Source organism: Sphingobium sp. JS3065 (assembly GCF_026427355.1).
GTDB lineage: Bacteria > Pseudomonadota > Alphaproteobacteria > Sphingomonadales > Sphingomonadaceae > Sphingobium.
The window spans coordinates 419,363-443,954 of record NZ_CP102664.1 but is presented as its reverse complement, the minus strand read 5'-3'; the positions used below and the strand labels follow the sequence as shown (position 1 = coordinate 443,954).

The 24,592-nt window shown below is 64.8% G+C and carries 26 protein-coding genes; 24 read left to right on the top strand and 2 right to left on the bottom strand.

The window, feature by feature from the left end; genetic code table 11:
- Positions 1-42: 42 nt before the first annotated feature.
- The 8 genes from NUH86_RS02225 (at position 43) to NUH86_RS02190 (ending at position 9,467) form a co-directional block, all read left to right on the top strand.
- Positions 43-2,388 carry a heavy metal translocating P-type ATPase gene (locus NUH86_RS02225; RefSeq protein ID WP_416365337.1) on the top strand — a complete coding sequence of 782 codons (2,346 nt, stop codon included), beginning with the start codon at positions 43-45 and terminating at the stop codon, positions 2,386-2,388.
- Entirely contained in the window at positions 2,385-2,588 is a 204-nt protein-coding gene (locus NUH86_RS02220; RefSeq protein WP_267251076.1) for a DUF2933 domain-containing protein, read from the top strand. The genes NUH86_RS02225 and NUH86_RS02220 overlap by 4 nt, the downstream gene beginning before the upstream one ends.
- The gene (gene cueR / locus NUH86_RS02215; RefSeq protein WP_267251075.1) at positions 2,585-3,031 is read left to right on the top strand and encodes a Cu(I)-responsive transcriptional regulator; all 447 of its coding nucleotides are present in this window, start codon (positions 2,585-2,587) and stop codon (positions 3,029-3,031) included. The genes NUH86_RS02220 and cueR overlap by 4 nt, the downstream gene beginning before the upstream one ends.
- Positions 3,028-3,402 (top strand): hypothetical protein, encoded by a 375-nt coding sequence (locus NUH86_RS02210; protein WP_267251074.1) that lies wholly within the window; start codon positions 3,028-3,030, stop codon positions 3,400-3,402. The genes cueR and NUH86_RS02210 overlap by 4 nt, the downstream gene beginning before the upstream one ends.
- Positions 3,403-3,479: 77 nt before the next feature.
- Positions 3,480-4,730, top strand: a complete 1,251-nt coding sequence (locus tag NUH86_RS02205; protein WP_416365354.1) for a TolC family protein — start codon at positions 3,480-3,482, stop codon at positions 4,728-4,730.
- Positions 4,727-5,965 (top strand): efflux RND transporter periplasmic adaptor subunit, encoded by a 1,239-nt coding sequence (locus NUH86_RS02200; RefSeq protein WP_267251072.1) that lies wholly within the window; start codon positions 4,727-4,729, stop codon positions 5,963-5,965. Before NUH86_RS02205 ends, NUH86_RS02200 begins: the two co-directional genes overlap by 4 nt.
- Positions 5,962-9,096, top strand: a complete 3,135-nt coding sequence (locus NUH86_RS02195) for an efflux RND transporter permease subunit (RefSeq protein ID WP_267251071.1) — start codon at positions 5,962-5,964, stop codon at positions 9,094-9,096. The genes NUH86_RS02200 and NUH86_RS02195 overlap by 4 nt, the downstream gene beginning before the upstream one ends.
- Positions 9,093-9,467 (top strand): copper-binding protein, encoded by a 375-nt coding sequence (locus tag NUH86_RS02190; protein WP_267251070.1) that lies wholly within the window; start codon positions 9,093-9,095, stop codon positions 9,465-9,467. The genes NUH86_RS02195 and NUH86_RS02190 overlap by 4 nt, the downstream gene beginning before the upstream one ends.
- 129 nt (positions 9,468-9,596) lie before the next feature.
- Here the strand turns inward: NUH86_RS02190 and NUH86_RS02185 are convergent, their stop codons facing one another.
- Both NUH86_RS02185 and NUH86_RS02180 read right to left on the bottom strand, forming a co-directional pair.
- Positions 9,597-9,854 carry an AlpA family transcriptional regulator gene (locus NUH86_RS02185; protein WP_416365353.1) on the bottom strand — a complete coding sequence of 86 codons (258 nt, stop codon included), beginning with the start codon at positions 9,852-9,854 and terminating at the stop codon, positions 9,597-9,599.
- A 56-nt stretch (positions 9,855-9,910) separates the two neighbouring features.
- Complete coding sequence (locus NUH86_RS02180) at positions 9,911-10,372, bottom strand: helix-turn-helix domain-containing protein (RefSeq protein ID WP_267251068.1); 462 nt, start codon at positions 10,370-10,372, stop codon at positions 9,911-9,913.
- A 350-nt stretch (positions 10,373-10,722) separates the two neighbouring features.
- Here NUH86_RS02180 and NUH86_RS02175 point away from each other — a divergent pair, with 350 nt between their 5' ends.
- Genes NUH86_RS02175 through NUH86_RS02100 form a run of 16 tightly spaced genes read left to right on the top strand, consistent with a single transcriptional unit; the run spans position 10,723 to position 24,591 of the window.
- The gene (locus tag NUH86_RS02175; RefSeq protein ID WP_267251067.1) at positions 10,723-11,052 is read left to right on the top strand and encodes a hypothetical protein; all 330 of its coding nucleotides are present in this window, start codon (positions 10,723-10,725) and stop codon (positions 11,050-11,052) included.
- Between the two features lie 29 nt (positions 11,053-11,081).
- Entirely contained in the window at positions 11,082-11,369 is a 288-nt protein-coding gene (gene traL / locus NUH86_RS02170; RefSeq protein ID WP_267251066.1) for a type IV conjugative transfer system protein TraL, read from the top strand.
- 12 nt (positions 11,370-11,381) lie between these two features.
- The gene (locus NUH86_RS02165) at positions 11,382-11,954 is read left to right on the top strand and encodes a type IV conjugative transfer system protein TraE (protein WP_096061604.1); all 573 of its coding nucleotides are present in this window, start codon (positions 11,382-11,384) and stop codon (positions 11,952-11,954) included.
- Positions 11,955-11,962: 8 nt separating this feature from the next.
- Positions 11,963-12,703, top strand: a complete 741-nt coding sequence (locus NUH86_RS02160; protein ID WP_267252007.1) for a type-F conjugative transfer system secretin TraK — start codon at positions 11,963-11,965, stop codon at positions 12,701-12,703.
- The gene (locus NUH86_RS02155) at positions 12,696-14,039 is read left to right on the top strand and encodes a TrbI/VirB10 family protein (RefSeq protein ID WP_267251065.1); all 1,344 of its coding nucleotides are present in this window, start codon (positions 12,696-12,698) and stop codon (positions 14,037-14,039) included. The genes NUH86_RS02160 and NUH86_RS02155 overlap by 8 nt, the downstream gene beginning before the upstream one ends.
- Positions 14,036-14,902: a DsbC family protein gene (locus NUH86_RS02150; RefSeq protein WP_267251064.1), complete on the top strand. Its 867-nt coding sequence runs from the start codon at positions 14,036-14,038 to the stop codon at positions 14,900-14,902. The genes NUH86_RS02155 and NUH86_RS02150 overlap by 4 nt, the downstream gene beginning before the upstream one ends.
- Before the next feature lie 5 nt (positions 14,903-14,907).
- Positions 14,908-15,702, top strand: a complete 795-nt coding sequence (locus tag NUH86_RS02145) for a conjugal transfer protein TraV (RefSeq protein WP_267251063.1) — start codon at positions 14,908-14,910, stop codon at positions 15,700-15,702.
- Positions 15,702-18,248: a type IV secretion system protein TraC gene (traC, locus tag NUH86_RS02140; RefSeq protein ID WP_267251062.1), complete on the top strand. Its 2,547-nt coding sequence runs from the start codon at positions 15,702-15,704 to the stop codon at positions 18,246-18,248. The genes NUH86_RS02145 and traC overlap by 1 nt, the downstream gene beginning before the upstream one ends.
- A 25-nt stretch (positions 18,249-18,273) precedes the next feature.
- Positions 18,274-18,678, top strand: a complete 405-nt coding sequence (locus tag NUH86_RS02135; protein WP_267251061.1) for a hypothetical protein — start codon at positions 18,274-18,276, stop codon at positions 18,676-18,678.
- The gene (locus tag NUH86_RS02130; RefSeq protein WP_267251060.1) at positions 18,675-19,082 is read left to right on the top strand and encodes a TrbI F-type domain-containing protein; all 408 of its coding nucleotides are present in this window, start codon (positions 18,675-18,677) and stop codon (positions 19,080-19,082) included. The genes NUH86_RS02135 and NUH86_RS02130 overlap by 4 nt, the downstream gene beginning before the upstream one ends.
- Complete coding sequence (locus NUH86_RS02125) at positions 19,069-19,608, top strand: S26 family signal peptidase (protein WP_267251059.1); 540 nt, start codon at positions 19,069-19,071, stop codon at positions 19,606-19,608. Before NUH86_RS02130 ends, NUH86_RS02125 begins: the two co-directional genes overlap by 14 nt.
- Before the next feature lie 17 nt (positions 19,609-19,625).
- On the top strand, positions 19,626-20,267 hold the full coding sequence (gene traW / locus NUH86_RS02120; RefSeq protein ID WP_267252006.1) for a type-F conjugative transfer system protein TraW: 642 nt from the start codon (positions 19,626-19,628) through the stop codon (positions 20,265-20,267).
- Entirely contained in the window at positions 20,264-21,295 is a 1,032-nt protein-coding gene (gene traU, locus NUH86_RS02115) for a conjugal transfer pilus assembly protein TraU (RefSeq protein WP_267251058.1), read from the top strand. Before traW ends, traU begins: the two co-directional genes overlap by 4 nt.
- Positions 21,292-22,053, top strand: coding sequence for a type-F conjugative transfer system pilin assembly protein TrbC (gene trbC, locus NUH86_RS02110; protein ID WP_267251057.1), 762 nt, complete (start codon positions 21,292-21,294; stop codon positions 22,051-22,053). Before traU ends, trbC begins: the two co-directional genes overlap by 4 nt.
- Entirely contained in the window at positions 22,050-23,774 is a 1,725-nt protein-coding gene (locus tag NUH86_RS02105; RefSeq protein ID WP_416365336.1) for a conjugal transfer protein TraN, read from the top strand. The genes trbC and NUH86_RS02105 overlap by 4 nt, the downstream gene beginning before the upstream one ends.
- Positions 23,755-24,591 carry a conjugal transfer protein TraF gene (locus tag NUH86_RS02100; RefSeq protein ID WP_267251056.1) on the top strand — a complete coding sequence of 279 codons (837 nt, stop codon included), beginning with the start codon at positions 23,755-23,757 and terminating at the stop codon, positions 24,589-24,591. The genes NUH86_RS02105 and NUH86_RS02100 overlap by 20 nt, the downstream gene beginning before the upstream one ends.
- Position 24,592: the final 1 nt, after the last annotated feature.

The window sequence follows — 24,592 nt, the reverse complement described above, 5'->3', positions numbered from 1 at the left end:
GATGTCAAGGTTCATGGAGTAGCGACTGAAGGAGCAACTGGCATGACCGAGTCGCATCACGATCATACCCACTGCGCCCGTTCCGGACCTTCGACACCGGGAATGGCCACCGACCCCGTCTGCGGGATGAGCGTCGATCCCACGACAACGCCGCATATCGCCACCCATGCCGGCGCGCATCACTACTTCTGCAGCGCGGGCTGCCATGCAAAGTTCAATGCCGATCCGACGCGCTATGCGGACGATGTGCCGCGTCCATCAGAGCCGGCGCCCGCAGGCGCAATTTGGACCTGCCCGATGCATCCGGAGGTCCAGCGGCCGGGTCCGGGAAGCTGCCCGATCTGCGGCATGGCGCTGGAGCCGATGACCCCGACGCTCAGCGATGGGCCTTCAGCCGAATATGTAGACATGAAAAGGCGCTTAGGGGTCGGGCTCATTCTGACCTTGCCGGTGGTGGCGCTCGAAATGGGCGGGCACCTTCTCGGGCTCAATCGTCTGATTGGCCAGCAGTGGTCGAACTGGCTGCAAATGGCTCTGGCGACGCCCGTGGTGCTGTGGGCGGGTTGGCCGTTTTTCGAACGGGGCTGGGCCTCTGTGAAGAGCCACCACTTCAACATGTTCACGTTGATTGCGATGGGAACGGGCGTTGCCTGGGCCTACAGCATGGTGGCCGCGCTCCTGCCTAGCGTGTTCCCGACTGCATTCCGGACAGCGCATGGTGCTGTTCCCGCCTATTTCGAGGCGGCCGCGGTGATAACCGTGCTGGTCCTGCTCGGCCAATTACTTGAACTGCGCGCACGCGAGACGACAAGCGGTGCGATCCGTGCGTTGCTCGATCTGTCGCCCAAATTTGCACGCCGGGTCCGTGCAGACGGATCGGATGAGGAAGTGCTGCTCGAAGAGGTTGTGGTCGGCGACACCTTGCGCGTCCGCCCCGGCGAGAAGGTGCCGGTTGACGGTGTGGTTCTCGATGGTCGCGGCACGGTCGATGAATCGATGGTGACCGGCGAGTCCATGCCGGTGACCAAGGAAGCGGCGTCAAAGCTGATCGGCGGCACGATCAACCAGACCGGCGGCCTTGTCATGCGTGCCGAGAAGATCGGGCGCGACACCATGCTCGCGCGCATCGTCCAGATGGTCGCCGATGCCCAGCGCAGCCGCGCGCCGATCCAGCGGCTTGCCGACACGGTGTCCGCCTGGTTCGTGCCGGCCGTGATCGCGGTCGCGGCTCTGGCTTTCGTCGTCTGGTCGCTGGTCGGCCCCTCCCCTGCGATGGGCTATGGCCTGATCGCGGGGGTCGCTGTGCTGATCATCGCCTGTCCCTGCGCGCTTGGGCTTGCCACCCCGATGTCGATCATGGTCGGTGTCGGTCGCGGCGCGCAGGCAGGCATCCTCATCAAGAACGCCGAGGCGCTGGAGCGTATGGAAAAGATCGATACGCTCGTCGTCGACAAGACCGGCACGCTTACCGAAGGCAAGCCCGCGGTGGTAGCCATCGAAACTTCTGACGGCTTCGACAAGGACGACGTTCTGCGCCTTGCCGCCAGCCTTGAACGCAGCAGCGAACACCCCCTGGCTCTCGCGATCATCAGGGAAGCCGAAGCCAGAGGTCTCGCGATCAGCGAACCGGGCGACGTCGATCAGCCCGTCGGCAAAGGCATCACTGGCACTGTCGATGGTCATCGGCTTCACGCCGGCAACGCCCGTTTTCTCGATGAACAAGGCATCTCCATCGAGCCACTGGCTGAACGAGCCGACCGTCTGCGGGGCGAAGGTGCAACTGCAATTTTCCTAAGCATCAATGGCAAGGTTGCTGGTGCGATCGGCGTCGCCGATCCGGTCAAGAAAACGACGCCCGCCGCGCTTCTGGCGCTCGCCGAGGCGGGCATCCATGTTATCATGTTGACCGGCGATAATCGCGTCACGGCCGAAGCCATCGCCCGCCGACTGGGCATCGCGGACATCGAGGCCGATGTCTTGCCCGACCAGAAGAGCAACATCGTCAAGCGCCTGAGGGAACAGGGCCGGATCGTCGCCATGGCCGGCGACGGCGTGAACGATGCCCCCGCGCTGGCCGCCGCCGACGTCGGCATCGCCATGGGATCGGGCACCGATGTAGCGATCGAGAGCGCAGGCATCACGCTGCTTAAGGGCGATCTCACCGGCATCGCCCGGGCCCGCCACCTCAGTCATGCGACCATGACGAACATCCGGCAAAACCTGTTCTTCGCCTTTGCCTACAACGTCGCGGGTATCCCGGTGGCGGCGGGCGCGCTTTACCCTCTGTTCGGCCTCATGCTCTCGCCCATCATCGCCGCGGCGGCGATGGCGTTGTCTTCTGTCAGCGTCATCGGCAATTCGCTGCGCCTGAGGAGGATCACGCTATGAATCTTTCCAGCAAACGGGCCTGGCTGCTCGCGGCTGTATCGACAGGCCTTATCGCGGGCTACCTGTTCTACCCGGAGCATCGGCAGCACCTGTTCGGCCTTTTACCCTACGCCTTCCTGTTCGCCTGTCCGTTGCTGCACTTCTTTCACGGCGGCCACCATCATGGCCAGCACCGGCGATCAGGCGAGCAACGTCCATGAACATCGGACAGGTATCAAAGTCGACGAGCGTGTCGCAACGGATGATCCGCCACTACGAGGGTATCGGACTGATGCCGCCGCCGGACCGGCGCGACAACGGCTATCGGGACTATCCCCCACGTTCGGTCGAGCGCCTGCGTTTCATCGCCAATGCCCGCGACCTCGGGTTCTCGATCGAAGAGATAAGCGCGCTTCTCAGCCTCTGGGACGACCGCGAAAGGGCCAGCAGCGAGGTCAAGGCCATAGCCCTTGGTCATGCCGAGGATCTTGCCCGAAAAGCGGCAGCGCTCGAAGCCATGCGCCGCACCCTCCTTGATCTGGCCGACGGCTGTAGCGGCGATGCGCGGCCTGACTGCCCAATCCTTGCCGGACTTGCTGAAACCCGGCAGAATCCGGCCCGAGAATTGACAGTGGCAAATTGCAAGCCGAAAGACGAAGCGTGAAGCGCTGGTTTTCCTTGGCTCTGCTCTTGGGAGCAATACTTGGCCTCCTGGGTCAGGAGGCTGCCTTTGCGCAAGTCATGCCGGTCGAGAAGGCCGAGCAGACTGCGACGGTCGCGCAGATGAACGCGGATTGTGCGGAGATGATGGGGCTCGCAAAGCCGCAGCCTCAACCTGCGAAGCAGCCATGCCAGGGGATGACGCCCGACTGCATCGCCAAGATGGGCTGCGCAGTGCCCTTGGCGCTGATTCCGCCGCTCGCCTTCGACCTGGTGCCGCAGTTCCGCGCTGGTGCGCCATTGCAGACACCTGTCACCCCGCTTGTCGGGCGTGACACGGGTCCAGAACCAGAACCACCCGCACGCTTTGGCTGAACGCTTGGCGCGCGTGACGAACCCCCGGGTTCGCCGTGCGCCATCGCAAAGTTCAACCAGGGATGCTTCACATGAAGATGATTATTGCGCCCGCCACTGCCGTGGCGGCTCTCGCGACCCTATCGGTTGCGGTCGTTCCAAGCGCAGCTCCGGCCGAGCCGCTGACGTTCGGTGCCGCGCTCCAGCGTGCCGCAAACGAGGCGCCATCGCTTAAGGCGAGCGCGTCCGGTGTCGATGCCGCACGTTCTGCCGAGACTGCGTCAGGACGGCTACCCGACCCGACCCTGTCTGTTGGCATCGACAACTTCCCCGTTTCAGGCCCTCCCGCCTTCAGCTTCACCCGCGAAAGCATGACGATGGCGCGCATCGGTGTGGAGCAGGCTATTCCCAATCCGGCAAAACGCCGCGCTGAGCGGACCCGCGCCCAGGCGGGCATCGGCGTCGCCGAAGCTGTCCTTGCGGTCGAGGCGCAGAATGTCCGCCGTGAGACCGCGCTCGCATGGGTGGATCTCTATTATGCCAAGCGGCGGCTCGCGCAGTTGCAGGTTCTGGATCACAGCCTCGGCGACCTCCAGGCGACGGTCTCTGCTAGACTGGCTTCCGGTTCGGCGCGGCCCAGCGCAGCGCTCGAACCCGATCAGTTGCGGGCTGCGGTTAACGACCGCCGCAGCGAACTTACAGCCGATGTCGCCAAGGCGCAGGCGAGGCTGGCGCGCTTTACCGGCGATCCCCTGGCCGACGTGTCGGGCGATCCGCCTGTCCTTGAGGTCGATCGTGCCCGGCTGGTGGCGGGGTTGGCTTCGCTTCCCAGTCTGCAGGCACTCGACGCCGACGTAAGCGCGGCGGATGCAGAAACCGGACTTGCCCGCGCCGACAAGCGCCCCGATTGGCGTGTCAGCACCTCCTATGGTCGCCGCGACCCCGCCTATGGTGACATGGTATCGGTTGGAGTCAGCATCGATCTGCCGCTGTTCGCCAAACGCCGGCAGGATCCCATTATTGCCGCGCGAGCGAGCGAAGCGGAACGGGCAAGGCTGCTGCGCACGGCCGGGGAACGCGAATTCGCGGCCGCGCTTGAAGGCGATCTTGCGGACCATACCATGCACCATCAGCGGCTTATGAATGCGCGGAATACACTTGTGCCTCTCGCCAAGCGCCGGGCTGAACTCGACATGGCAAGTTACGCTGCGGGCAAGCTGGACCTCGGCAACGCGCTGCTCTCGAGCCTGGCGCTCGCGGAAGCCGAAGTTGATGCCTTGGCGCGCGAGGCCGACGTCGCACGCGACGCGATCCGGATCAATTTTACCTATGGAGAAATGCGGCCATGAACATGGAGGTTTCAACGGCGGCGCGCTGGCGCGCCGGGATACTGGCAGCTGTTCTGATCGCGGGTGGCGGCGGATATTGGCTCGGACAGCGGGGGAATGGCGAAGCGGCACCAGCGACGGCGAGCGAAGGTGCGCGCAAGGCGCTCTATTATTACGACCCGATGTTTCCGAACCAGAAGTTCGACAAGCCCGGCAAGTCGCCTTTCATGGATATGCAGCTTGTCCCCAAGTATGCCGATGAAGGGGCAGGCGGGACGGCGGCACAGGGGGTCAGCATCGACCCGGCGGCGATGCAGAATCTGGGTATCCGGGTTGTCGCCGCCGAGATGGGCAATCTCTCCGCCACGCTCATTGCGACCGGCAATATCGACTTCAACCAGCGCGATGTGGCGATCGTTCAGGCGCGTTCGGGCGGCTTCGTCTCGCGCGTCTATGGCCGCGCGCCCGGCGATGTGATCGGCGCGGGCGCACCCATCGCCGATGTGCAATTGCCCGAGTGGGGCGGTGCTCAAACCGAGTTCCTCAGTGTCAAGCGGCTCGGCAAGCCTGAACTATTGGCAGCCGCGCGGCAGCGGTTGCGGCTGATGGGCATGTCCGACAACCTGATCACTCAGGTTGAGCGGACAGGCCGCACCAATGGCACAGTGACGATCACCTCGCCGATCACAGGCGTAATCCAATCGCTCGATGCCCGGCAAGGTGTGACCCTGGCGCAGGGACAGACGCTCGCGCAAGTCACTGGCATCGGGACTGTCTGGCTCAATGCCGCCGTTCCCGAAGCGCAGGCCGGGAGCGTCAGGGTCGGGCAAAATGCGGCAGCGGCACTCACCGCTTTCCCGGGTGAGAACTTTGGCGGGCGGGTGATTGCCATTCTGCCTACCACGCAGACCGACAGTCGCACGCTGACAGTGCGTATCGAGCTTGCCAATCGGGGTGGCCGCCTGCGCCCCGGTATGTTCGCTCAGGTTACGCTGGGCGGGGACGCAAAGCCTGCACTGCTGGTGCCGAGCGAAGCGGTTATCCGCACCGGCACGCGAAACATCGTCATGCTGGCGACGGGCGACGGCCGCTATCATCCGGCGGAAGTCAGGACAGGCCGTGAAGGCAGCGGCAAGACCGAGGTGCTTGCCGGACTTGGCACTGGCGAGAAGGTCGTCGCATCAGGGCAGTTCCTGCTCGATTCCGAAGCGAGCCTGACCGGTATCGCCGTGCGGCCGCTGGAGGGTGGCCGATGATCGCCAGGATCATTCGCGCCTCGGTTGCGGCGCGCGGGCTGGTGCTCGCGGCCGCACTGGTGCTGACGATCATCGGGGTGGCGGCCGTCAGGAGCACTCCGGTCGATGCCCTGCCCGATCTCTCCGATGTGCAGGTCATCATCCGCACCACCTACCCAGGGCAAGCCCCGCAAATTGTCGAGAACCAGGTCACCTATCCGATCACCTCGACGATGCTCTCGGTTCCCGGCGCACGCGTTGTGCGCGGCTATTCCTTCGTCGGCGACAGCTTCGTCTATGTCCTGTTCGACGACGGCACCGACCTCTACTGGGCGCGCAGCCGCGTGCTCGAATATCTGAGCCAGGTGCAGAGCCGTCTGCCCGAAGGGGCCAAAGCCTCGCTTGGGCCGGACGCAACGGGCGTGGGCTGGATTTACGAATATGCACTGGTCGACAAGACCGGACGGCACGATCTGGCGCAAATGCGTTCGATCCAGGACTGGTTCCTGCGCTACGAGTTGAAGGCTGTTCCCGGTGTCGCCGAGGTCGCCAGCATCGGCGGCATGGTCAGGCAGTATCAGGTCGTGGTCGATCCGCAGAAGCTGGCGGCTTATGGCGTCACGGCGACGGAAGTGGCCGATGCCTTGAAGCGCGCCAATCAGGAAACCGGCGGCGCCACGGTCGAAATGGCCGAGGCCGAATATACCGTTCGGGCCAGCGGCTACCTGAAGACACTCGACGATTTCCGCAGCGTGCCCATCCGCACGGCCGCGGGCGGCATTCCGGTGATGCTGGGGGATGTGGCGACGGTCCAGATCGGCCCCGACATGCGGCGCGGGATCGCCGAACTTAATGGCCAGGGCGAGGTCGCGGGCGGCGTCATAGTCATGCGGCAGGGCAAGAATGCCCGTGAAGTGATCGAGGGCGTCAAGACCAGGCTCGACGAACTCAAGAAAAGCCTCCCGGCCGGCGTCGAGGTCGTCACGACTTACGACCGCTCCGGCCTGATCGACCGCGCGGTGGAAAACCTCACCAGCAAGCTGATCGAAGAGTTCATCATCGTCGCGCTCGTCTGTGCGCTGTTCCTGTGGCACGCGCGCTCGGCGCTGGTTGCGATTCTCACCCTGCCGCTGGGTATCCTCATCGCCTTTATCGTCATGCGGGCGCAGGGATTGAACGCCAATATCCTCTCATTGGGCGGCATTGCCATTGCCGTCGGCGCGATGGTCGATGCGGCAGTGGTGATGATCGAGAATGCCCACAAGCATCTCGAACGCTGGCACCATGACCATCCTGGCAGCGAGCCGGATAACCCGACGCGCTGGCGGATCATCACCGATGCCGCGGCGGAAGTCGGCCCGGCGCTGTTCCTCAGCCTGCTGATCATCACCTTCTCGTTCATTCCGATTTTCTCGTTGCAGGGCCAGGAGGGCCGGCTGTTCTCGCCGCTCGCCTTCACCAAGACCTATGCGATGGCAGCGGCAGCATTGCTGTCGATCACGCTGATCCCGGTGCTGATGGGCCTGATGATCCGCGGGAAAATCCCCAGCGAAGACGCCAATCCGGCCAACCGCTGGCTGACCCGCGCCTACCGCCCTGCGCTGGATTGGGTACTCGATCGGCCAAAGAAGGCACTGGTGATCGCCGTCCTGATCTTTGCCACGAGCCTGTGGCCGATGACCCGGCTTGGCGGCGAGTTCATGCCGCAGATGAATGAGGGCGATTTGCTCTACATGCCTTCGGCACTCCCCGGCATTTCGGCGGCCAAGGCATCGCTGCTGCTCCAGCAGACCGACCGGCTGATCAAGACCGTGCCCGAAGTCGAGAGCGTGTTCGGCAAGGCTGGCCGCGCCGATACCGCTACCGACCCCGCTCCGCTCGAGATGTTCGAGACGACCATCCGGTTCAAGCCGCAATCCGAGTGGCGACCCGGCATGACGCAGGAGAAGCTGATCGAGGAGCTGGATGCGAGGGTCAAAGTGCCCGGCCTCGCCAACTTCTGGATCCCGCCGATCCGCAATCGCATCGACATGCTGGCCACAGGCATCAAGAGCCCGGTGGGAATCAAGGTGGCAGGCTCCGACCTGGCCGAGATTGATCGCACCTCGAAGCGGATCGAACAGGTGGTCAAGACCGTGCCGGGGGTCGCCTCGGCGCTGGCCGAGCGGCTCACCGGCGGACGCTATATCGATGTCGACATCAATCGCGCGGCGGCGGCACGTTACGGCCTCAATGTCGCTGATGTTCAGGCGGTGGTCTCAGGCGCGATCGGCGGCGAGAGCATTGGGCAGACGGTCGAGGGGCTGGCGCGTTTTCCGATCAGCGTGCGCTATCCCCGCGAAATCCGCGACAGTCTTGATGACATCATCAATCTGCCGGTGCTCACGCCCTCACGTCAACAGATCACCCTCGGCACTGTTGCCGATGTGCGGATCAGCGATGGTCCGCCGATGCTCAGGAGCGAAAACGGAAGACCGGTTACCTGGATCTATGTCGATGGGCGCGGGCGCGATCTTCAAACTCTGGTAGGGGACATGCAGACGGCAATCGCGCGCCAAGTCAAACTCCCGCCCGGCATCAGCGTATCGTACACCGGCCAGTTCGAGTTCCTCGTGCGCGCGACCGAGCGGATGAAGATCGTCGTACCCGTCACGCTGGCGATCATCTTCGCGCTGCTTTACCTGACGTTTCGCCGCTGGGACGAGGCTTTGCTCATCATGGGCACGTTGCCGTTTGCGCTGACCGGCGGGCTGTGGCTGCTCTATCTGCTCGGCTATAACCAGTCGGTCGCAAGCGGCGTGGGGTTCATCGCGCTGGCGGGCGTGGCCGCCGAGTTCGGCGTGGTGATGTTGATCTATCTGAAACACGCGCTTGTTGACCGTCAGGACGGCGATGTCGCTGCCGCCGTCCGAGAAGGCGCGCTGCTGCGTGTCCGGCCCAAAGCGATGACGGTCGCGGTGATCCTCGCGGGGCTCTTCCCGATCCTGGTCGGCACCGGCACCGGGTCCGAAGTGATGAGCCGGATCGCCGCACCCGTGGTCGGCGGAATGCTGACCGCGCCATTGCTTTCGATGCTCATTATCCCGGCAGCCTATCTGCTGATGCGCCGCAAATCCCAAACCCCCATTCAACCCGAAGGAGAAGTGAAGTGAAGAAATCGCTTATTGTTGCGTCCAGCCTCTTGGCTGTGGTGTCACTCGCCGCGTGCAAGAAGGAAGCAGAAGCGCCAAAATCGCCAGAAATCGCCGCTGCCAGTTCCGGCAGCATGGCCGAAATGCCGATGGCGGCCGAAATGAAGCACGGCATGGGCGTCGGGACTGTGACCGAGATCGACGCGGCCAAGGGCATGGTGACGCTCGATCACGGCGACATCGCGGAACTTCAGTGGCCTGCCATGAAGATGGGCTTTGCCATAAAGCCGGAACTGCTCGCGGGCATCAAGGTCGGCGACAAGGTCAACTTCGAGATCGACTGGGATGGCAAGGCGGGAACCGTCACTAGGATCGAGAAGGCCGGTTCCTGATCCTTAAGCTCCAGGGCGGAAATATATTGGGGCGTGGTTGTGTTTGAACCCAGCCACGCCTCTGCCTTTTAAGCCTGAAAAACCGCTCGCTGGCGGAACTGCAACTTCCTTCCTGCCAGCAGCGCGCTCTCACGGATGGTTGCCAAACCTGACCACCTGATCAATCCATTCCTCGATTTCCTTCTCGACCCAGACGGCACATTTGGGGCCAAGCGAACGGGATTTCGGAAATCGACCTTCGCTCATCCGTTGGTAAATCGCTGAACGTTTCATTCCGACACGCGCCATCACTTCGGGCAGGCGAATGAGCCGCGGCGCAGGCGGAGCCGGGATGATGTCCGGTGCAAGCGAAGCTGACGAGTCAGTATTCAATTGAGTGGGAGCCATGAGAAAATCCTTGGACAAAGCAATCGTCGGGTTCCCCTCCGATCGTTGCCTCCCCCTCACCTGCCGATCGCGAGCGACAGGTCGCGATCGGCAAATTCATCGATATGCTTGGACAACATGCGCGCAACCAGGCGCGAAGTGCCTATCGCCCAACGCGGTCTCAAATCACCAATCCTGTCGCCGAGCGCTTCGTGCAACTCGCCTGGCAGCACGGAGAAGAACTCGTCGAGGAAGGCTCCCATCTCATGGTGCATCCACTGCGCGGCGAGCGCTTCATGCCCAGCGAGTACGAGCGCCAGAGTGGCGCGCACAGGAGCGCCGCAAGCCACAAGGATCCGGGCTGCCTCATCCAGTGTGATCGGGCGTTCGCCGCGGATGACACGCAGGAGCGTGTCCTTGTGCATACCGGCCTCGCGGGCAATCTGGTGTCGCGGCTTGCCCGCTCCATCCACTGCGCAGCACAGCGTGCGTGCAAGGCGCTCATTGGCCGCGTCTGGCATGGAAGGCAGGTTGGGCATCGTCGCGTCACTCCATCACGATCGCATGATTCGCAGGCATATCGCAGCCTCCTACCTGTAGGAAACAGAAAAGAACAATAATAGAACATCTAGGTTCTAGGCCATTTGAAATGAGACATGGCCACGCCGCGATTCGCCGTCGCACTCCGCCGATTCCAGCGTCGATATATTGGCTATAATGCGTCTATCCCGCCGCTTTCAGTCACCTCCCCACATTCTTTTTGTCCATATGCATCCGCAATTCGGTCCCATCACACATTCACACTTTCCTACGATCTTTTCCTAGATGCATGAAGAACACACAGCGAACGCAAGACGCTGTGTCCAACCCTCCAACCGGAGCTTTCTTCATGCCTGCACTTGCCCTCCCCCGGCGCCTCAGCGCCCCTCGCTTCACCCAGGCTGCCAGCCTCGTTCTCCCGGTCGCGGTGGCTGCGCTTGCAGCGAGCGCCGCTTATGCCGGCGCGGACACCACCTTCGCCCCGGCACTGACCAAGTTCACCGACTTTCTCGAAGGCTCGGGCGGCAAGATCATCACCGTGCTGAGCCTCGCGGGCGGACTCATCGGCCTCGCCTCGGGCCGGTTCACCCTGTCGCAGATCGCGGTCCCGGTTGGCGTCGGCATCGGCGTCGGCACGGGCGTGCCAATCGTCACTTCGGTCGTCACCGCCGTCATCTGACGGCGGCGGACAGGAGGGCGCGCGTCATCATGAACGATCGGTACATCATTCCCCGTCGGCTCGACGATCCGGAGCTTATCGGCTTCTGGACCCTCGACGAGTTCGCGGGGATGATCATCCCCTTCACCTGGGGAATCCTCGCACAGCATATCTTTATCGGCATCGGGCTCTCGTTTGGCGCCTGGTTCGCACTGCGAAAGGCGAAAGCAGGACGCGCTAGCTCCTGGGTTTTGCATGCCGCCTACTGGTATCTGCCTGCGGGGCTCACCGGCCTCAGGATGACGCCGCCCTCCCATTGCCGGCTGCTGGCCGGTTGAGGGGAGAGGCTCATGCTTGCCCAGTTTTCTCATGAACGCAGCCAGGCGCTGCTCAGGCAGCGTAACATGTTCGCGCTGACGAGTGCCGGTCTCGCCCTTGCGGTCGTCGTCACCGGCGGACTTGCTGCCACACGCGACCGCGAGGTTGTATTGCTCCCGACGTTGCGCGCGCCGCTGACAGTATCGAGCGCCGGCGCCAGCGCCGATTACCTCGAGTTTGTCACCCGCGATGCGGCGCTGATGCTGCTCAATCGCAGCCCTGAAGGCCTCGACTACTGGATGGCGGCGATCCTCGACCTTGCCGATCCGGCAAGCCACGGCCGCCTGAAGGCCGACCTGGTGCGGATTGTCGAGGAACAGCGCGGTTCCGATGTGACCCAGGCCTTCGTCATCAAGTCGATGACGGTTGATCCCAAAGGGCTGACTTCGGAGGTCAAGGGCACGCTCAAGACCTTTGTCGGTGCCCAGGTGATTGCCAGCGACGACCGGCGCTTCCGTTTCACCTGGACTTACCGGGGCCTCCGCCTCGCGCTGGCCGGGTTTGCCCAGCTTCCCACCGACGACAAACCCAAGGAGAGCCAGTGATGGAACTCATGCCCCAGCTGCGGCGAACGGCCGCAGCCCTCCCCCTGCTCGCGGCCCTGCTCGCCAGTCCGGCGCAAGCCGACCAGTTCAAGCAGACCGCCGATGGCGGCACGATCGAATGCTCGGTCTCGGCGCACGAACTGACCCGGTTTGCGCTAGTCGGCGACCAGTTTGCCAGCGTGTCGAAGCTCTCGACCGGTTATCCCTACAACGACTTTGCCGTCACCAACGAGCCGGTGCGCGGGGACATCTATGTCTCCGTCCCCGAGACTTACGCGGCGGCCAAGATCAGCTTCTTCGCCACGACGAAGAAGGGCTACGTCTACAAGCTCGCCTGCCCGGTCGAACGGATCGAGGCCCAACAGGTCTTCATCACCAATCCAGCGATCGCCAGGAATGATGCGGCCCGCTGGGAAAGCGAGACCCCACTGGGCGAAACCGCGGTGCGCCTCGTCCAGGCCATGGCGAACAACGCCGCGATCGACGGCTACCGGATCCGCCAGTCGGCTGCACTTCCAGCGCGCGTCGGTTCCCTCGAAGTGCAGTTGATCGCCGATTACCGCGGCGCGGCACTCACCGGCAAGGTCATCCATCTCACCAATCGCGGCAACCGGCCGATGACCATCACCGAGCAGGATCTGGCCCCGCGCGACGCGCTGGCCGTGGCGATCGCCAATCCCACCCTCGAACCCGGTGCCAGCACGACCGCCTATGTCGTCGGCCCCAATGGGGAGCAGACCCATGACTGATACGAACCGCGAGGCGGCATCCCCCGAAACCGGCGCGCAGCCGGACGAACACGAAGGCAGCAATCTCGTTCGCCTCAATGCCCGGACCGCAAGGCGCCAGCAGCTGCTTCTGGCCGGTGTCGGCGCTGTCCTGCTCGTCGGCGGGAGCTGGTTCATCTTCGGATCGGACGATCCCAAGCAGGATGGCAAGGCAGGCGGCGGCGAGACGATCGACACGGCGGGCCTCGTCAACCGCGACCTGTCCCAGCGCGAATTCGTGGCGGTCTATGGCAATCGACTCGATGCCGTCTCCCGCGAGCAGAAGGCGCTCAAGGACGCCCAGCTTCCGCGCGAACAAGTCGAAGCCGAGCTCGCAGCGCTCAAGGCCGAAAACCAGGCCATGCGCACCGACGGGCAGGCCGCGATCGATGCTATCACTGCCGAGAACACCCGGTTGAAGGAACAAGCCACAGCCGGGCCAGCCGCCCCTCAACCAGCGGCTCCGCTGCCCGCCTATGGCCCGCAGGCGGGAGGCTACGATGCACGCGGCCGTGCGCCGGTTCCGCCGGGGCTCGGCGGCCAGGCTGCCAGTCCGCCCGACAGTGCCGCACCCGGAGAAGTGAAGCTGATGAGCTTTACCGGGGACAAGGGCAATGCTGCCGGTCTCAAGGTATCGCGGCCCGACGCCCCGCCGCTGGTGGTCGAGGACTCGCCCGACTTCCTGCCCCCCAACTCCTATGCCTCGGCGCGTGTCATTGTCGGCGTCGATGCCTCGGCAGGGGTTGCGAGCCAGACCGACCCGCTGCCGGTGGTCCTGCGGATCACCGGTGCGGCACGCTCGGTCCTGCAGAACGGCAAGGTGCTCACCACCCGTATCCAGGGCTGCATCGTCAACGGAGCCGCGCGCGGCGATCTCTCATCGGAGAAGGTCTATGTGAAGCTGGCCCGCATGACCTGCGACCAGCCGGGCGGCCGCGTCGCGGTCTCCGAGGTCAAGGGCTTCATCAGCTTTGCCGGCAAGTCGGGGGTGCGCGGCCGCGTCGTCAGCCGCGAAGGCAATCTGGTCACCCAGGCGCTGCTCGCCGGCATCGTCGGCGGCTTCGGGCGGGGGTTCTCCGCCAATGCCAACAGCACGTTTTCAGGCGTCACCACCAATGCCGATGGCACCCGCTCGAAGCTCTCGCCCGGAGACATTCTCGGCGGCGGCCTCGGGCAGGGCGCGGCCGATGCCGCCGATACGGTCAGCAAATACCTGATCGAGCGGGCTGAACAATACCAGCCCGTCGTCGAGATGCCGACCGGCATCGATGTCGAGATCGTCTTCCTGGACGGCGTCTATGTGAGGAATTCCCAATGATCGAAGAAACGCAAACGCGGCCCCGCCGCTGGGCAAGAGTTGCACTCGGCCTTGTCGCACTGACCACGCTTTCGGCGGGAACCGGCTGGGGCGCGGCACATCTCGCGAGCCCTGCCAATACCGCGCCCGACCTTGCCAAGGTACGCGCTGCGCTGAAGCTCCGGCTGCCCAAGACGCCGATCGATGCGATCAACTGCTCAGGGCTTGGCGGCCTGTGCGAGGTCGCCTCGAAGTCGACGCTCTTTTACGTCGATGCCCACGCCAAGTATCTTGTGATCGGGCGCATCTACGACATGGAGGCGCGCCAGGATCTCACGGCAGCGCGGCTTCTCGCGCTCAACCCCGACCTGCTCGCGGCGGGGGCCGCGCGGCGCCAAGGCGACAGCGACGAGGCTCCGCCGCAGCGACCGGCGGCACCCAAAACGGTCTCGCTCGCCGGACTTCCCGCCAATGGCGCGATCCACTGGGGACCGGCGAACGGCCCCCGGGTCGTGGTCTTCTCCGACTTCCACTGCAGCTACTGCAAGAAGTTGAAGGAGGAGCTGAGGGCGATCGGCGCGCGGGTGGAGGAACGCCCGATTTCGATCTTCGGCGCACAAAGCCGCAAGGACTCCGAGCGGGTGCTGTGTTCACCGCGTCCCGAAGTGGCGCTGAACGCAGCCTACTCGGGCCTCGCCCTCGCTAAACCGGGGCCCTGCGACACCAGCGGGCTCGATGCCAACGAGGCCTTTGCCAAGGCACACGGCTTCGGCGGGACACCCGTCATCGTTCGCCCGTCCGATGGCGCGGTGATCGAGGGCTACCGCCCGGCCGCTGCGCTTCGCGCCTTCCTGACGGCCGCGCCGTCCAACCCGAAAGGCTGATCGCCATGACTTCCCACGTCCGTTTCGTCCCGCTCGCCGCGCTTGTCCTCGTCTCGAGCGGCTGCGTGGGCCTCGGCACCAACATCGAAGGCGACTTCACCTGCCGCGCGCCCAAGGGCGATTGCGCACCCTCCCATGTGATCGACCAGCGCGCGACCGCCGAACTCGGGCACTTGCCGTCCACCGGCTTTGAGACGGCACGGGTGCGCGCCGGGATCGCGAGCGGCGATGTGGCCCGCACGGCCGAGCGCACGATCCGCATCGTGTTTCCCGCGCATGTCGATGAAGCCGGCACGCTCCACGACGAAGCCGTGGCCTGGGCGGTTGTCGAAAACCCGCAATGGGCCGGTGCGCTGCGGCGCAAGGACGGCGCGGAAGCACCCGAGCTGATGCGTCAGCTGCGCAAGCAACTGAAAGCCGCGCAGAATGCTGCCTCCGATGCCGATACTTCGAGCCCGGCCCCCATCACCCCGGATGGCACCGCCGACACCAATGCGCCGCTGATAACCGGCGACACTTCCCCCTTCCCGCTTGCCTCGCCGCTGGCCCTCCCCTCCACAGCGGCCGAGGCAATCGCCGGTGCTCAGGCACCGGCGGTCGAGGGGTTCGACATGTCCTCTCCCCCGCATGATCGGACCCCTCGGCCACACTCTTCCCTGCCCGGCCTGCAGTTCCCGAGCCTCGAAGCACTCGCGGCCGCGAAGACGAAAAAGGCCAAGGCCCAGGAAAGCGCGCCGGACAACAGCGCAGCCGGTCCCGTCAGCAAGGCTGCGGACGCATCTCCTGAAGGGAAGAAGTGATGGCCGTCTCGATCGGAACCCTGTGCGACCGGCTGCTGACCGGGCTGCTTGGCGACGCCGAACATGCCGAGGACGCGCGTCCGCGGCTGATGCTCGACATGCTGTCGGACTGGCTACCCTACCGGGTTTATGACCCGCAGAGCCGGCTCTATGTGAACGCACGATCGAAGGGCTTCGTCCTGGCGGTCACGCCGCTCATTGGCGCCGACGAGCGCACCGGCGAAATCCTGGGGCAGTTCTTCTCCGAAGGACTGCCGCCGGGAGCCTGCCTCCAGGTCCTGCACCTTGCATCCCCGCGCATCAGCCGGATCATCGCTCCGTGGTTTGCGCCGCGCTATCTCCAGGGCGGCGTTTATGAGGCCATCGCCCGCCACCGGGCACGCCGCCTCTATGGCATGGTCTGGCACTCGGCCTCGGACGACGCACCGTTCCACGCACGTCACCACCAGGTGATCATTTCGGTGGGCGTGCCGGCAGCCAAGGCTGTCCCCAATGAGGAGCTGGTCCAGACCCGCGAAGGCCTCATCGCCATGCTGAAGTCGCTCAATCTCGGCGTCGCCGAAGTCGAGCCGCAGGGCCTGATCGCGCTGATCGACGATCTCACATCGCCGACCACCGCGCCGCAGGACGATGCCGTGCCGTATAACCCCAATGACCCGATTGCCGACCAAGCGATCCGGCGCGACATCGAACTCATCGTCCATGAGGACCGGATGCACCTCAAGACCGAGCGCTTCCGCGCGACCGGCGCGCTCAACGACGGCGTGCCCGAAATCGGCACGGTCTATCCCGACACCTTCGATGTACGGCATTTTGGCGCGCGCAACATGCCGCCGCGCTGGGCGCCTTGGGAGTGTGCACGCCTGATCGGCGACCTGTTTACCGACAAGCTGCGTTTTCCTTGTCCCACCGCGACCATGCTGTGCCTTGTCTACCCCGACCAGGAAGCCGCCGCGGCCAAGGCCGGGTTCAAATTCATGCGCACGACCAGCCTGGCGGGAACGCGCAGCGCGCGCTTCCTGCCGCGTCTGGCTGAGCAGTCGGCCGAATGGCAGCACGTCCAGGCCGAACTCCAGGAAGGCCGCCGTCTGGTCAGGGTCTTCTATGGCCTCACGACCTTTTCCCCGGCCGGGCTTGGTGACCGCCACGAACGCGCGGTGAAGTCGATCTACAAGGCTGCGGGCTGGGATCTTGCCGACGAGCGGTATCTCCAGATTCAGGGTCTGCTCGCCGCCATGCCGCTGACACTCGCCGATGGGCTCGCTGTCGACATGGAACGCCTCAAGCGCTTCCGCACGCTGCTCTCGACCACGGCGGCCAATATCGCGCCGATGCAGGGCGAATATCTCGGCAGCGAGCATCCGCACATGCTGTTCATTGGCCGGCGGGGGCAGCCCTTCTTCTGGTCGCCGTTCGAGAACGAGGCCGGCAACCACAATGTCGCGATCTGCGGCAAGTCGGGGTCGGGCAAGTCGGTGCTCCTGCAGGAGATGTGCGCAGCGCTGCGCGGAGCCGGCGCCAAGGTCGTCGTGATCGACGACGGGCGCAGTTTCGAGCACTCGGTCAAGCTCCAGGGCGGCCGGTTTGTCGAGTTCACGATGAAGGCGGGCTTCTGCCTCAATCCCTTCTCGATGATCGATGCCGCCCGCGCCGACGAGGACGACGATTACCGCCTCGACTGCTTTGGCATGGTCAAGGCTATCGTCGGGCAGATGGCGCGGCATTCCGCCGCGCTCACCGATACCGAGCGCGGGCTCATCGACCGGGCTGTGAACACGGTGTGGAGCGAGCTCGGCACCCAGGCGACCATCACCGCGATCGGCGAGGCGCTGGCCAGCTCCGGCCACGACACTGCGGCCGACCTGGCGACCGCGCTTGGCCCGTTCATGGCGGGCGGCACGTACGGCGCCTTCTTCGAGGGCCAGGCCAGCCTCGACCTGACCAGCGACTTCACCGTTTTCGAGATGTCGGATCTCGCGGCCCGCGAGGAACTACGCTCGGTGGTCCTCTCGGCGATCATGTTCATGACCAGCCAGGCGATGACGCGAAGCCCACGCTCGGTGAGGAAGTTGCTGCTCATCGACGAGGCCTGGTCGATGCTGAAAGGCGGCTCGATGGGTGAGTTCGTCGAAACCTATGCCCGCACCTGCCGCAAATACGGCGGCGCGCTCGCCACCGCGACCCAGTCCTTGAACGACTACTACAAGTCCGATGGTGCGACGGCGGCACTCGAGAACAGCGACTGGATGCTGATCCTCCAGCAGAAGCCCGAGACGATCGCCGATTTCAAGGCCAGCAAACGCCTCGACATGGACGACCGCACCGAGACGTTGATCCGCAGCCTCAAGCGGCAGGGCAACTCCTATTCCGAGGTCTTCATCAAAGGACCGGAAACCGAGACAATCGGCCGGCTCGTGCTCGACGACTATTCGGCCACGCTGTTCTCCAGCTCGCCCCAGACCTTCGCGGCGATCGATGCCGAGATCGCGCGCGGCCACCAGCTTGCCGATGCGATCGAGCGCATCGCCTTTCCCGACCACGACTGAATCCAGCCAACCAAAGGACCTTTCCATGCCCCTTCACCTTGTCTCGCCGTTCGACCGCGAAGTGGAAACGCCGCCCGGCGACAACCCGCCCGGCCCCATCAGCACCCGGCACTGGCGGCAGCCGCTGCGCGATATCTGCTTCATCCTGATCAAGGCGGGAGCTTACCTTGGCTCGATCTACCTCGCGGTCCTCGGACTGCCGCTGCTCTTCTTCCTGCTGCTGGCGGGCGGCGACCTTGGCCTGTTCTTCATGCACCTCGGCAATCTCGCCGCGCACTACCTCGCGGCCGATCCCGCGGCCCAGGCAGGCTTCATCAATGAACTGAAGCTCGGCCTGTTCGGCGTGGCCACGCTCATCGTGATCTGGCGCCTGCCGCGCTTCCTCGACGATGTCTCGGCCGCCCTTGCTCCCCGAAAGGAAGTCCCGTGAGGAACATTCTGGCAACATCAACCGCACCACGCCGCTTCGCCGGTATCTCGCTCGGCGCGCTCGCAATCACGGCCAGCCTGATTGGTTCGACGCTCTGGGGTGCCTGGGCAACCCACAAGATCGTCACGCTCGAGCGCCGCGAGGTGGTCACAGTCCAGCTCAGCCAGATCATGGGTGACTTTGTCGAGGCCGAGGCGCGTTCGGGCAGGCCGCCCGAAGCGATGAAGGTGCGTGTCGAGACCTATTTGAAGGCGGTCGAAGCCTCGGTCGCAAAGCTCGGAAAGCAAGGCCGCACCGTCCTGGTCGCCGAAGCCGTGGTCGCCGGGACCGTGCCGGATCTGACCGCCGAAGTGCGCGCCGACGTTGCGCGCCGGATGGGGGCCGTCGCCCATGCCAGCCGCTGATGTTCCCTCGCCCCGCGCTGGCCGGCTCCGCACGGGCTGGCCGCGGCTTGCCCTCTGGACCGGGCTTGGCACTGCTACGCTCGCGCTCGGCGCGACGACGAACTTCGCGCAGACCCATGCACTGATGATCAATGCCAGCCCGTCACTGCCGTACTGGGCAATCTGGCTTGACCGCAGCGCAGTGCCCGCACGCGGCGACTTGATCCTGTTCGATCCGCCGCCATCGGCGCTGCTGACCCGGCATTTCGGGAATGCCCCCCAGCCCTTCGGCAAGCGCGTCATGGGGATCGCCGGTGACGTGGTCACGGAAAAGGGTCGCACCTTCTTTGTGGGCGGCAAGGCGGTTGCTATCGCCAAGGTCGCCAGCCGGCTGGGCGAACCGCTGGCATTGGGGCCGACCGGCATCATCCCCAAGGGCTGCTATTTTGTGGCGACCGATCACAAGGACGGGTTCGACAGCCGTTACGCCGCGATTGGCTGGATCTGCGCCAGATCCGTGCTCGGGGTCGGGAGGCCGGTGTTGTGAAGGCGCTCAGCTTTCCCCTGTGCGTCACTGCGCTGACGCTGGTTCTCGGCGGTCAGATTTTCGCAGGGCAGGCAGAGGCCCGCGACTACGGCCAGCAAGGCGCCGTCTGGCCGGTGATCGAGCCCGATCTCCTCCAGCAGATCCATGCGCGCCTCCAGCACCTCGAAAAAACCGGCGAGACGGCCCGGCTTAACGAGGATTTGAAGCGGCGGACCATCGCGCGGGTCAAGCGCCCGGCACCGGTCGCGGGAATCGTGACGGCATCGGCCATGCGGCGCTGGAACTTCGATCCGACCATCACGGTCGAAGCCGACATCCGCGATGACAAGGGCCGGGTCATCATGGCGCGCGGCACCCGGGTCAATCCGCTCGATACGGTGCCGCTGCGCGCGCCGTTGGTCTTCCTCAATGGCGACGATGCCGCACAGGTTGACTGGGCCGCCAGGCGCTACGCCGGAACGACGGCCAAGTTCATCCTGGTGAACGGCGCCCCGCTCGATCTGATGAAGGCACGCCAGCGGCGTTTCTATTTCGACCAGGGCGGCAAGCTTGTCGAACGCTTCGGCATCCGCGCGGTGCCGGCAACGGTCGAGCAGCAGGGCCGCGTCCTCCTCGTCACCGAACAGGCCATCAGGCCCAAGCCTGGACAACAGCCATGATCTGGAAATCTCGCCCAGCAGCAAGGCACTGCTTTGCGCTTCTCGCCTCGCTGCTCCTGGCTTTTGCCAGCAGTTCGCCAGCGTCCGCTTCGGCGGGGCCGGGCCGCTGCACCGGCAAGTTCGTCAACCCGATCACCGATATCTGCTGGTCGTGCCTGTTCCCGATCTCGATCGGTGGCCTGAAGATCTGGCCATCGGGGCGACCAGACCCCGACAATCCGGCGTTGCCGGTGTGCCTGTGCGGGCTGCGCCCTGGCATTGCCATGGGGTTCTGGGAGCCGGTGCGGCTTGCCGACGTCAGCATGAAGCCCTGGTGCTTCGTCAACCTCGGCGGAATGAAGCTCGACCCCGGCTTCGACATTGGCTTCAAGTCGATGGCAGGTCCCTCGGCGGTCGGCGGCGCGACGCAGTACAACTCGCAGTGGCACGTCCACTGGTATGCGTACCCGCTGATCTACTGGATGGAGATCGTCGCTGATTTCCTCTGCCTTGAATCGGGCTCGATCGACATTCTCTACATCACAGAGATCGACCCACTCTGGCAGGACAGCGAGCTCACTGCGATCATCAACCCCGAGGCCGTGCTGTTCGCCAATCCGCTGGCGCTGGCGGCATGCGCTGCCGACTGCGTCCTCGCGACAGCCAAGCTGCCGTCGGACGCGCTGTTCTGGTGCGCGGGCTGCCAAGGCACGATGTATCCGCTCAACGGCAACGTCTCGGCAACGATCGGCCATGTCCAGGCCTCGCGGCTTGCCCTCGCCCGCTTTGCCTACAAGCTCCACCGCGAACTCGTCGCCTGGGGCACGATGGGCGGCAAGGGCCTGTGCGGCAAGTATCTGATGCCGGTGATGCGCAAGCAGCAATACCGCTTCCAGGCCACCAATCCCAATCCGCAGACCAAGGGCCGCTACGCCTGCGCGCCCATTGGCGCTTCCACCACCTTCATGTCGGCAGGCCAGGTCTACCCCGCCATCGGCGAGGACATGGGCTATCTGGTCTGGCGCAAGCGGAACTGTTGCGCGCTATGAAAACCTCTCTCCACCATATTGTGCTGGCAGCAATTGCGAGCACGGCGGCCCTCGGCGGCGCGCTTGCCCAGAGCACCGCCCCGGACATCGATCTCGAGGCGATCCGCGCGCGAGCGGCAAGCGAAGCCGGTGAGGCCGATGCACTCGCGGCCCAGGCCCGCTCGCGGGCCAGCGCGGTCACGGCCGAAGCCACTGCAAGCGCTGAAGCCGGCAAGACCAACGGTCGGCGCTATGCGAACGAACCCAAGCCGCGAGGGCAATCCGGCGATCCGACATTCGACTTCGACCGAATGGTTGTCGATGCCGGCGACCTGGCCAAGCAAGGCATGGGCGAGGCCCCCCGCTTCATTGCCTTTGCGTCGCTGTCGATGCCGGCCACCGCCCTTCGGCAGATGATGGATGACGTGACGCGCGCCGGCGGCGTGGTCGTGTTCCGCGGGCTTACGCAAGGCTCGGCCAAAGTCATGACCGATGCCTTGTCGCGTGTCCTGAAGCCCGGCGAGCAGATGGATGGTGTCGGGATCGACCCGCGTCTGTTCCGCGCCTTCGACATCGAAGCCGTGCCTGCCTACGTCGTCACCTCGAGCGACTTCGACCTGTGCGACGGGTTCGATTGCACCACCGCCGTCCCGCCCTTCGATCGCATGAGCGGCAACGTGACCACGGCCCATGCGCTCACGACCTTTGCGCAAGGCAGCGGCCCAGGCGCGAAGCTCGCCGCCCAGCATCTCGCCCGACTTGAAAGGCAAAGGCCATGAAAGGCACCTTCTTCGCGAGCATCGCGCTCGCACTCATGTGCCCCACCCTCGCCCACGCTCAGGCCCAGGGCACCATGGACGCCGCCAAGGCCGACGGGAAAGCTTTCGGCAAGGACAAGGCCGGGACGGCGCAAAATGCCGCGACGGTCCAGCCCGATGCCAGCCGGGTGCCCAATTTCGGCGGGGTGCCGAGCCAATCGGGCTACTTCGACGACCCCGACCGGATGAGCCGCGAAGCGGCCAGTCAGACGAGCACCAGCACCGGCTATCGCACGATGAAGGATTCAATGGATCGGCGCGCACGCTTCGCGCCGCAGGATCTCGATGCGACTATTGCGCGCAGCAAGGTCATTAGTGACGATCCGCTCTCCTATACGAGCGGTATGGCGATCGGCGGCACGCAAGGCCGCTGCGTCCCCCTGCCTCCGGGAACCGGCAGCGCCGCACGCTACATGGCCACCTGCAACACCGGCTATACAGCGACCCAGGAGATGAAGAACTGCCCGGTGACGCTCACCGTCAGGGTCGAGCAGCGGCAGGTCTACGGCTATTATTGCGTTGGCGGCAGCGGGGTCGATCCAGCTACGGTCTACAACTGCAACCGCTATCCAGCGCCGCAATGCACGGTCACGCAGTCGTACCCGATCAACCTGTGCGATCCCTATCTGGGCATCTACTGGGGTTGCAACTCGGGCGACCTCCGGGTCGATCTGGTCAGCTGCACGTCACCGGTCGATGGCGCGACGCCCTATACGGTGACTGGCGAGAATGTCGTCACGGCGACCCGCGACGAAAGCCAGTGCGCCAGCCTCGCCGGTGACAGCACCTGCCAGAAGGATACCGAGACTTGCGCCGACAGCGATCCGGTGACGCGCATCGTCGATGGCGTGGCCGTCACCCAGCCCTGCTGGGCCTGGTCGCGCAGCTACGCTTGCGCGACCTATACCGAGGCGCAGGACTGCCAGACGCTGGAGAGCACGCCCGGCTGCAAACTGGTGCGCGAAGATTGCCTGACAGACGAGCCATGCCGGACCTGGGAGCGGGTTTATGACTGCCCGGTTCCCGACCAGCCGGCGAGCACAAACCAGTTCATCTGCGACGGCGACGTCTACTGCATCGACGGCTCGTGCGAGACGATCGAGCGCGAGGCCAATGACGAGTTCAAGGATGCCGCGGTTGCCCTCAATGCGATGGGGCAGGCACGCCGCGAGTTCGATCCCGACACCCTCAGCCTGTTCAAGGGCACCCGCGAAACCTGTTCGTCCAAGGTCTTCGGCATTCTCAATTGCTGCAAGGGCAAGGGCTTCCCGCTCATCCCGGGGATCCAGTTGCTCGTGGCGCTGGGGTGCAGCCGCGAGGAGATGCTGCTCCACGAGCGCGATGTGCAAGGCCTGTGCGCCTATGTCGGGACCTATTGCTCGTCCTCGTTCCTCGGCGTCTGCCTGACCAAGAAGAAGGTCTACTGCTGCTTCGAATCCAAGCTCTCGCGTATCCTCCAGGAGCAGGGCCGCCAGCAGCTCGGCAGGCCCTGGGGCAAGCCCAAGACCGAGCAGTGCCTTGGCTTCACTATCGACGAGTTCGCCCGGCTCGACCTCTCGAAGATGGATTTCAGCGAGGTCTATGCCGAGTTCACCGATGCCGCCCGCCTGCCTGACGAACTGCAGGCTGCCACCGAAATCCAGCAGAAAATCGAGGACTACTATGCCCGCGCACGCCAGTAAGGTCAGGCGGCGGCTTCTGGCCGCCTGCCTCACGCTCATCGCCTCCTGCCCGCTTCCAGCCGCCCCGGCGTCGGCCGAGGAGCCGCCGCTTGTTACGACCAGCGAAAAGCAGGACAGCTTCTACTGCGAGCAGCGCAGGCTCGGATACTGGTTCTACTGCACCAGGCCCAGGCAGCCCGAGCAGGACGCGGCCATTCCGGCCCCGAGTGCCAGCGCGACCAGCCAGCTCGACGCGGTCACGGCGACCTTGCGCGAACTCAAGGCCAAGGCGATCCTGGAGCCGACCCCCGCCAATGTGACGGCCTATATCCGGTTCCAGCGCGAACAGCTCGACCGCGCCTCGCTGTTCAGCGATGTCTGGCAGCGGGCGATCTGGCAGGACCCCGACCTCGACTATACGCTGCAACGCCCCGTCTCGACGCTGGGCAAACGCCAATGGCAGGACGCGCGGACTTCCGAGCGCGACACGGTCATGGGCAATCTCTCGCAGCGATACGGCCTGTTCTACTTCTTCGCGCAGAGCTGCGGCGCCTGCGAGGTCATGTCGCCGATCGTCCAAGGCGTTGCATCGACCTGGCACATCACAGTGCGCGCGATCTCGACCGACGGCGGCCCCTCACGGCATTTCCCGAGCTACACCGTCGAGACCAACCAGCGCACCCGCATGGGGCTCGAGCCCAAGGTCACGCCGGCGGTTGTGCTGTGGGACGCCGCCAAGGGCCGCGCAATCCCGGTCGGCTACGGCGTGATGTCCGCCGACGAACTTCAGGACCGCATTTACCTCCTCACATCGAAGGAAGCCGGACGTGACTACTAGG

Excerpts from the sequence above, each read along its gene's own strand:
- NUH86_RS02225 (WP_416365337.1), top strand. The coding sequence starts at position 43 with ATGACCGAGTCGCATCACGATCATACCCACTGCGCCCGTTCCGGACCT.
- NUH86_RS02220 (WP_267251076.1), top strand. The coding sequence starts at position 2,385 with ATGAATCTTTCCAGCAAACGGGCCTGGCTGCTCGCGGCTGTATCGACA.
- cueR (WP_267251075.1), top strand. The coding sequence starts at position 2,585 with ATGAACATCGGACAGGTATCAAAGTCGACGAGCGTGTCGCAACGGATG.
- NUH86_RS02205 (WP_416365354.1), top strand. The coding sequence starts at position 3,480 with ATGATTATTGCGCCCGCCACTGCCGTGGCGGCTCTCGCGACCCTATCG.
- NUH86_RS02200 (WP_267251072.1), top strand. The coding sequence starts at position 4,727 with ATGAACATGGAGGTTTCAACGGCGGCGCGCTGGCGCGCCGGGATACTG.
- NUH86_RS02195 (WP_267251071.1), top strand. The coding sequence starts at position 5,962 with ATGATCGCCAGGATCATTCGCGCCTCGGTTGCGGCGCGCGGGCTGGTG.
- NUH86_RS02185 (WP_416365353.1), bottom strand. The coding sequence starts at position 9,854 with ATGGCTCCCACTCAATTGAATACTGACTCGTCAGCTTCGCTTGCACCG.
- NUH86_RS02180 (WP_267251068.1), bottom strand. The coding sequence starts at position 10,372 with ATGCCCAACCTGCCTTCCATGCCAGACGCGGCCAATGAGCGCCTTGCA.
- NUH86_RS02175 (WP_267251067.1), top strand. The coding sequence starts at position 10,723 with ATGCCTGCACTTGCCCTCCCCCGGCGCCTCAGCGCCCCTCGCTTCACC.
- traL (WP_267251066.1), top strand. The coding sequence starts at position 11,082 with ATGAACGATCGGTACATCATTCCCCGTCGGCTCGACGATCCGGAGCTT.
- NUH86_RS02165 (WP_096061604.1), top strand. The coding sequence starts at position 11,382 with ATGCTTGCCCAGTTTTCTCATGAACGCAGCCAGGCGCTGCTCAGGCAG.
- NUH86_RS02160 (WP_267252007.1), top strand. The coding sequence starts at position 11,963 with ATGCCCCAGCTGCGGCGAACGGCCGCAGCCCTCCCCCTGCTCGCGGCC.
- NUH86_RS02155 (WP_267251065.1), top strand. The coding sequence starts at position 12,696 with ATGACTGATACGAACCGCGAGGCGGCATCCCCCGAAACCGGCGCGCAG.
- NUH86_RS02150 (WP_267251064.1), top strand. The coding sequence starts at position 14,036 with ATGATCGAAGAAACGCAAACGCGGCCCCGCCGCTGGGCAAGAGTTGCA.
- NUH86_RS02145 (WP_267251063.1), top strand. The coding sequence starts at position 14,908 with ATGACTTCCCACGTCCGTTTCGTCCCGCTCGCCGCGCTTGTCCTCGTC.
- traC (WP_267251062.1), top strand. The coding sequence starts at position 15,702 with ATGGCCGTCTCGATCGGAACCCTGTGCGACCGGCTGCTGACCGGGCTG.
- NUH86_RS02135 (WP_267251061.1), top strand. The coding sequence starts at position 18,274 with ATGCCCCTTCACCTTGTCTCGCCGTTCGACCGCGAAGTGGAAACGCCG.
- NUH86_RS02125 (WP_267251059.1), top strand. The coding sequence starts at position 19,069 with ATGCCAGCCGCTGATGTTCCCTCGCCCCGCGCTGGCCGGCTCCGCACG.
- traU (WP_267251058.1), top strand. The coding sequence starts at position 20,264 with ATGATCTGGAAATCTCGCCCAGCAGCAAGGCACTGCTTTGCGCTTCTC.
- trbC (WP_267251057.1), top strand. The coding sequence starts at position 21,292 with ATGAAAACCTCTCTCCACCATATTGTGCTGGCAGCAATTGCGAGCACG.
- NUH86_RS02105 (WP_416365336.1), top strand. The coding sequence starts at position 22,050 with ATGAAAGGCACCTTCTTCGCGAGCATCGCGCTCGCACTCATGTGCCCC.
- NUH86_RS02100 (WP_267251056.1), top strand. The coding sequence starts at position 23,755 with ATGCCCGCGCACGCCAGTAAGGTCAGGCGGCGGCTTCTGGCCGCCTGC.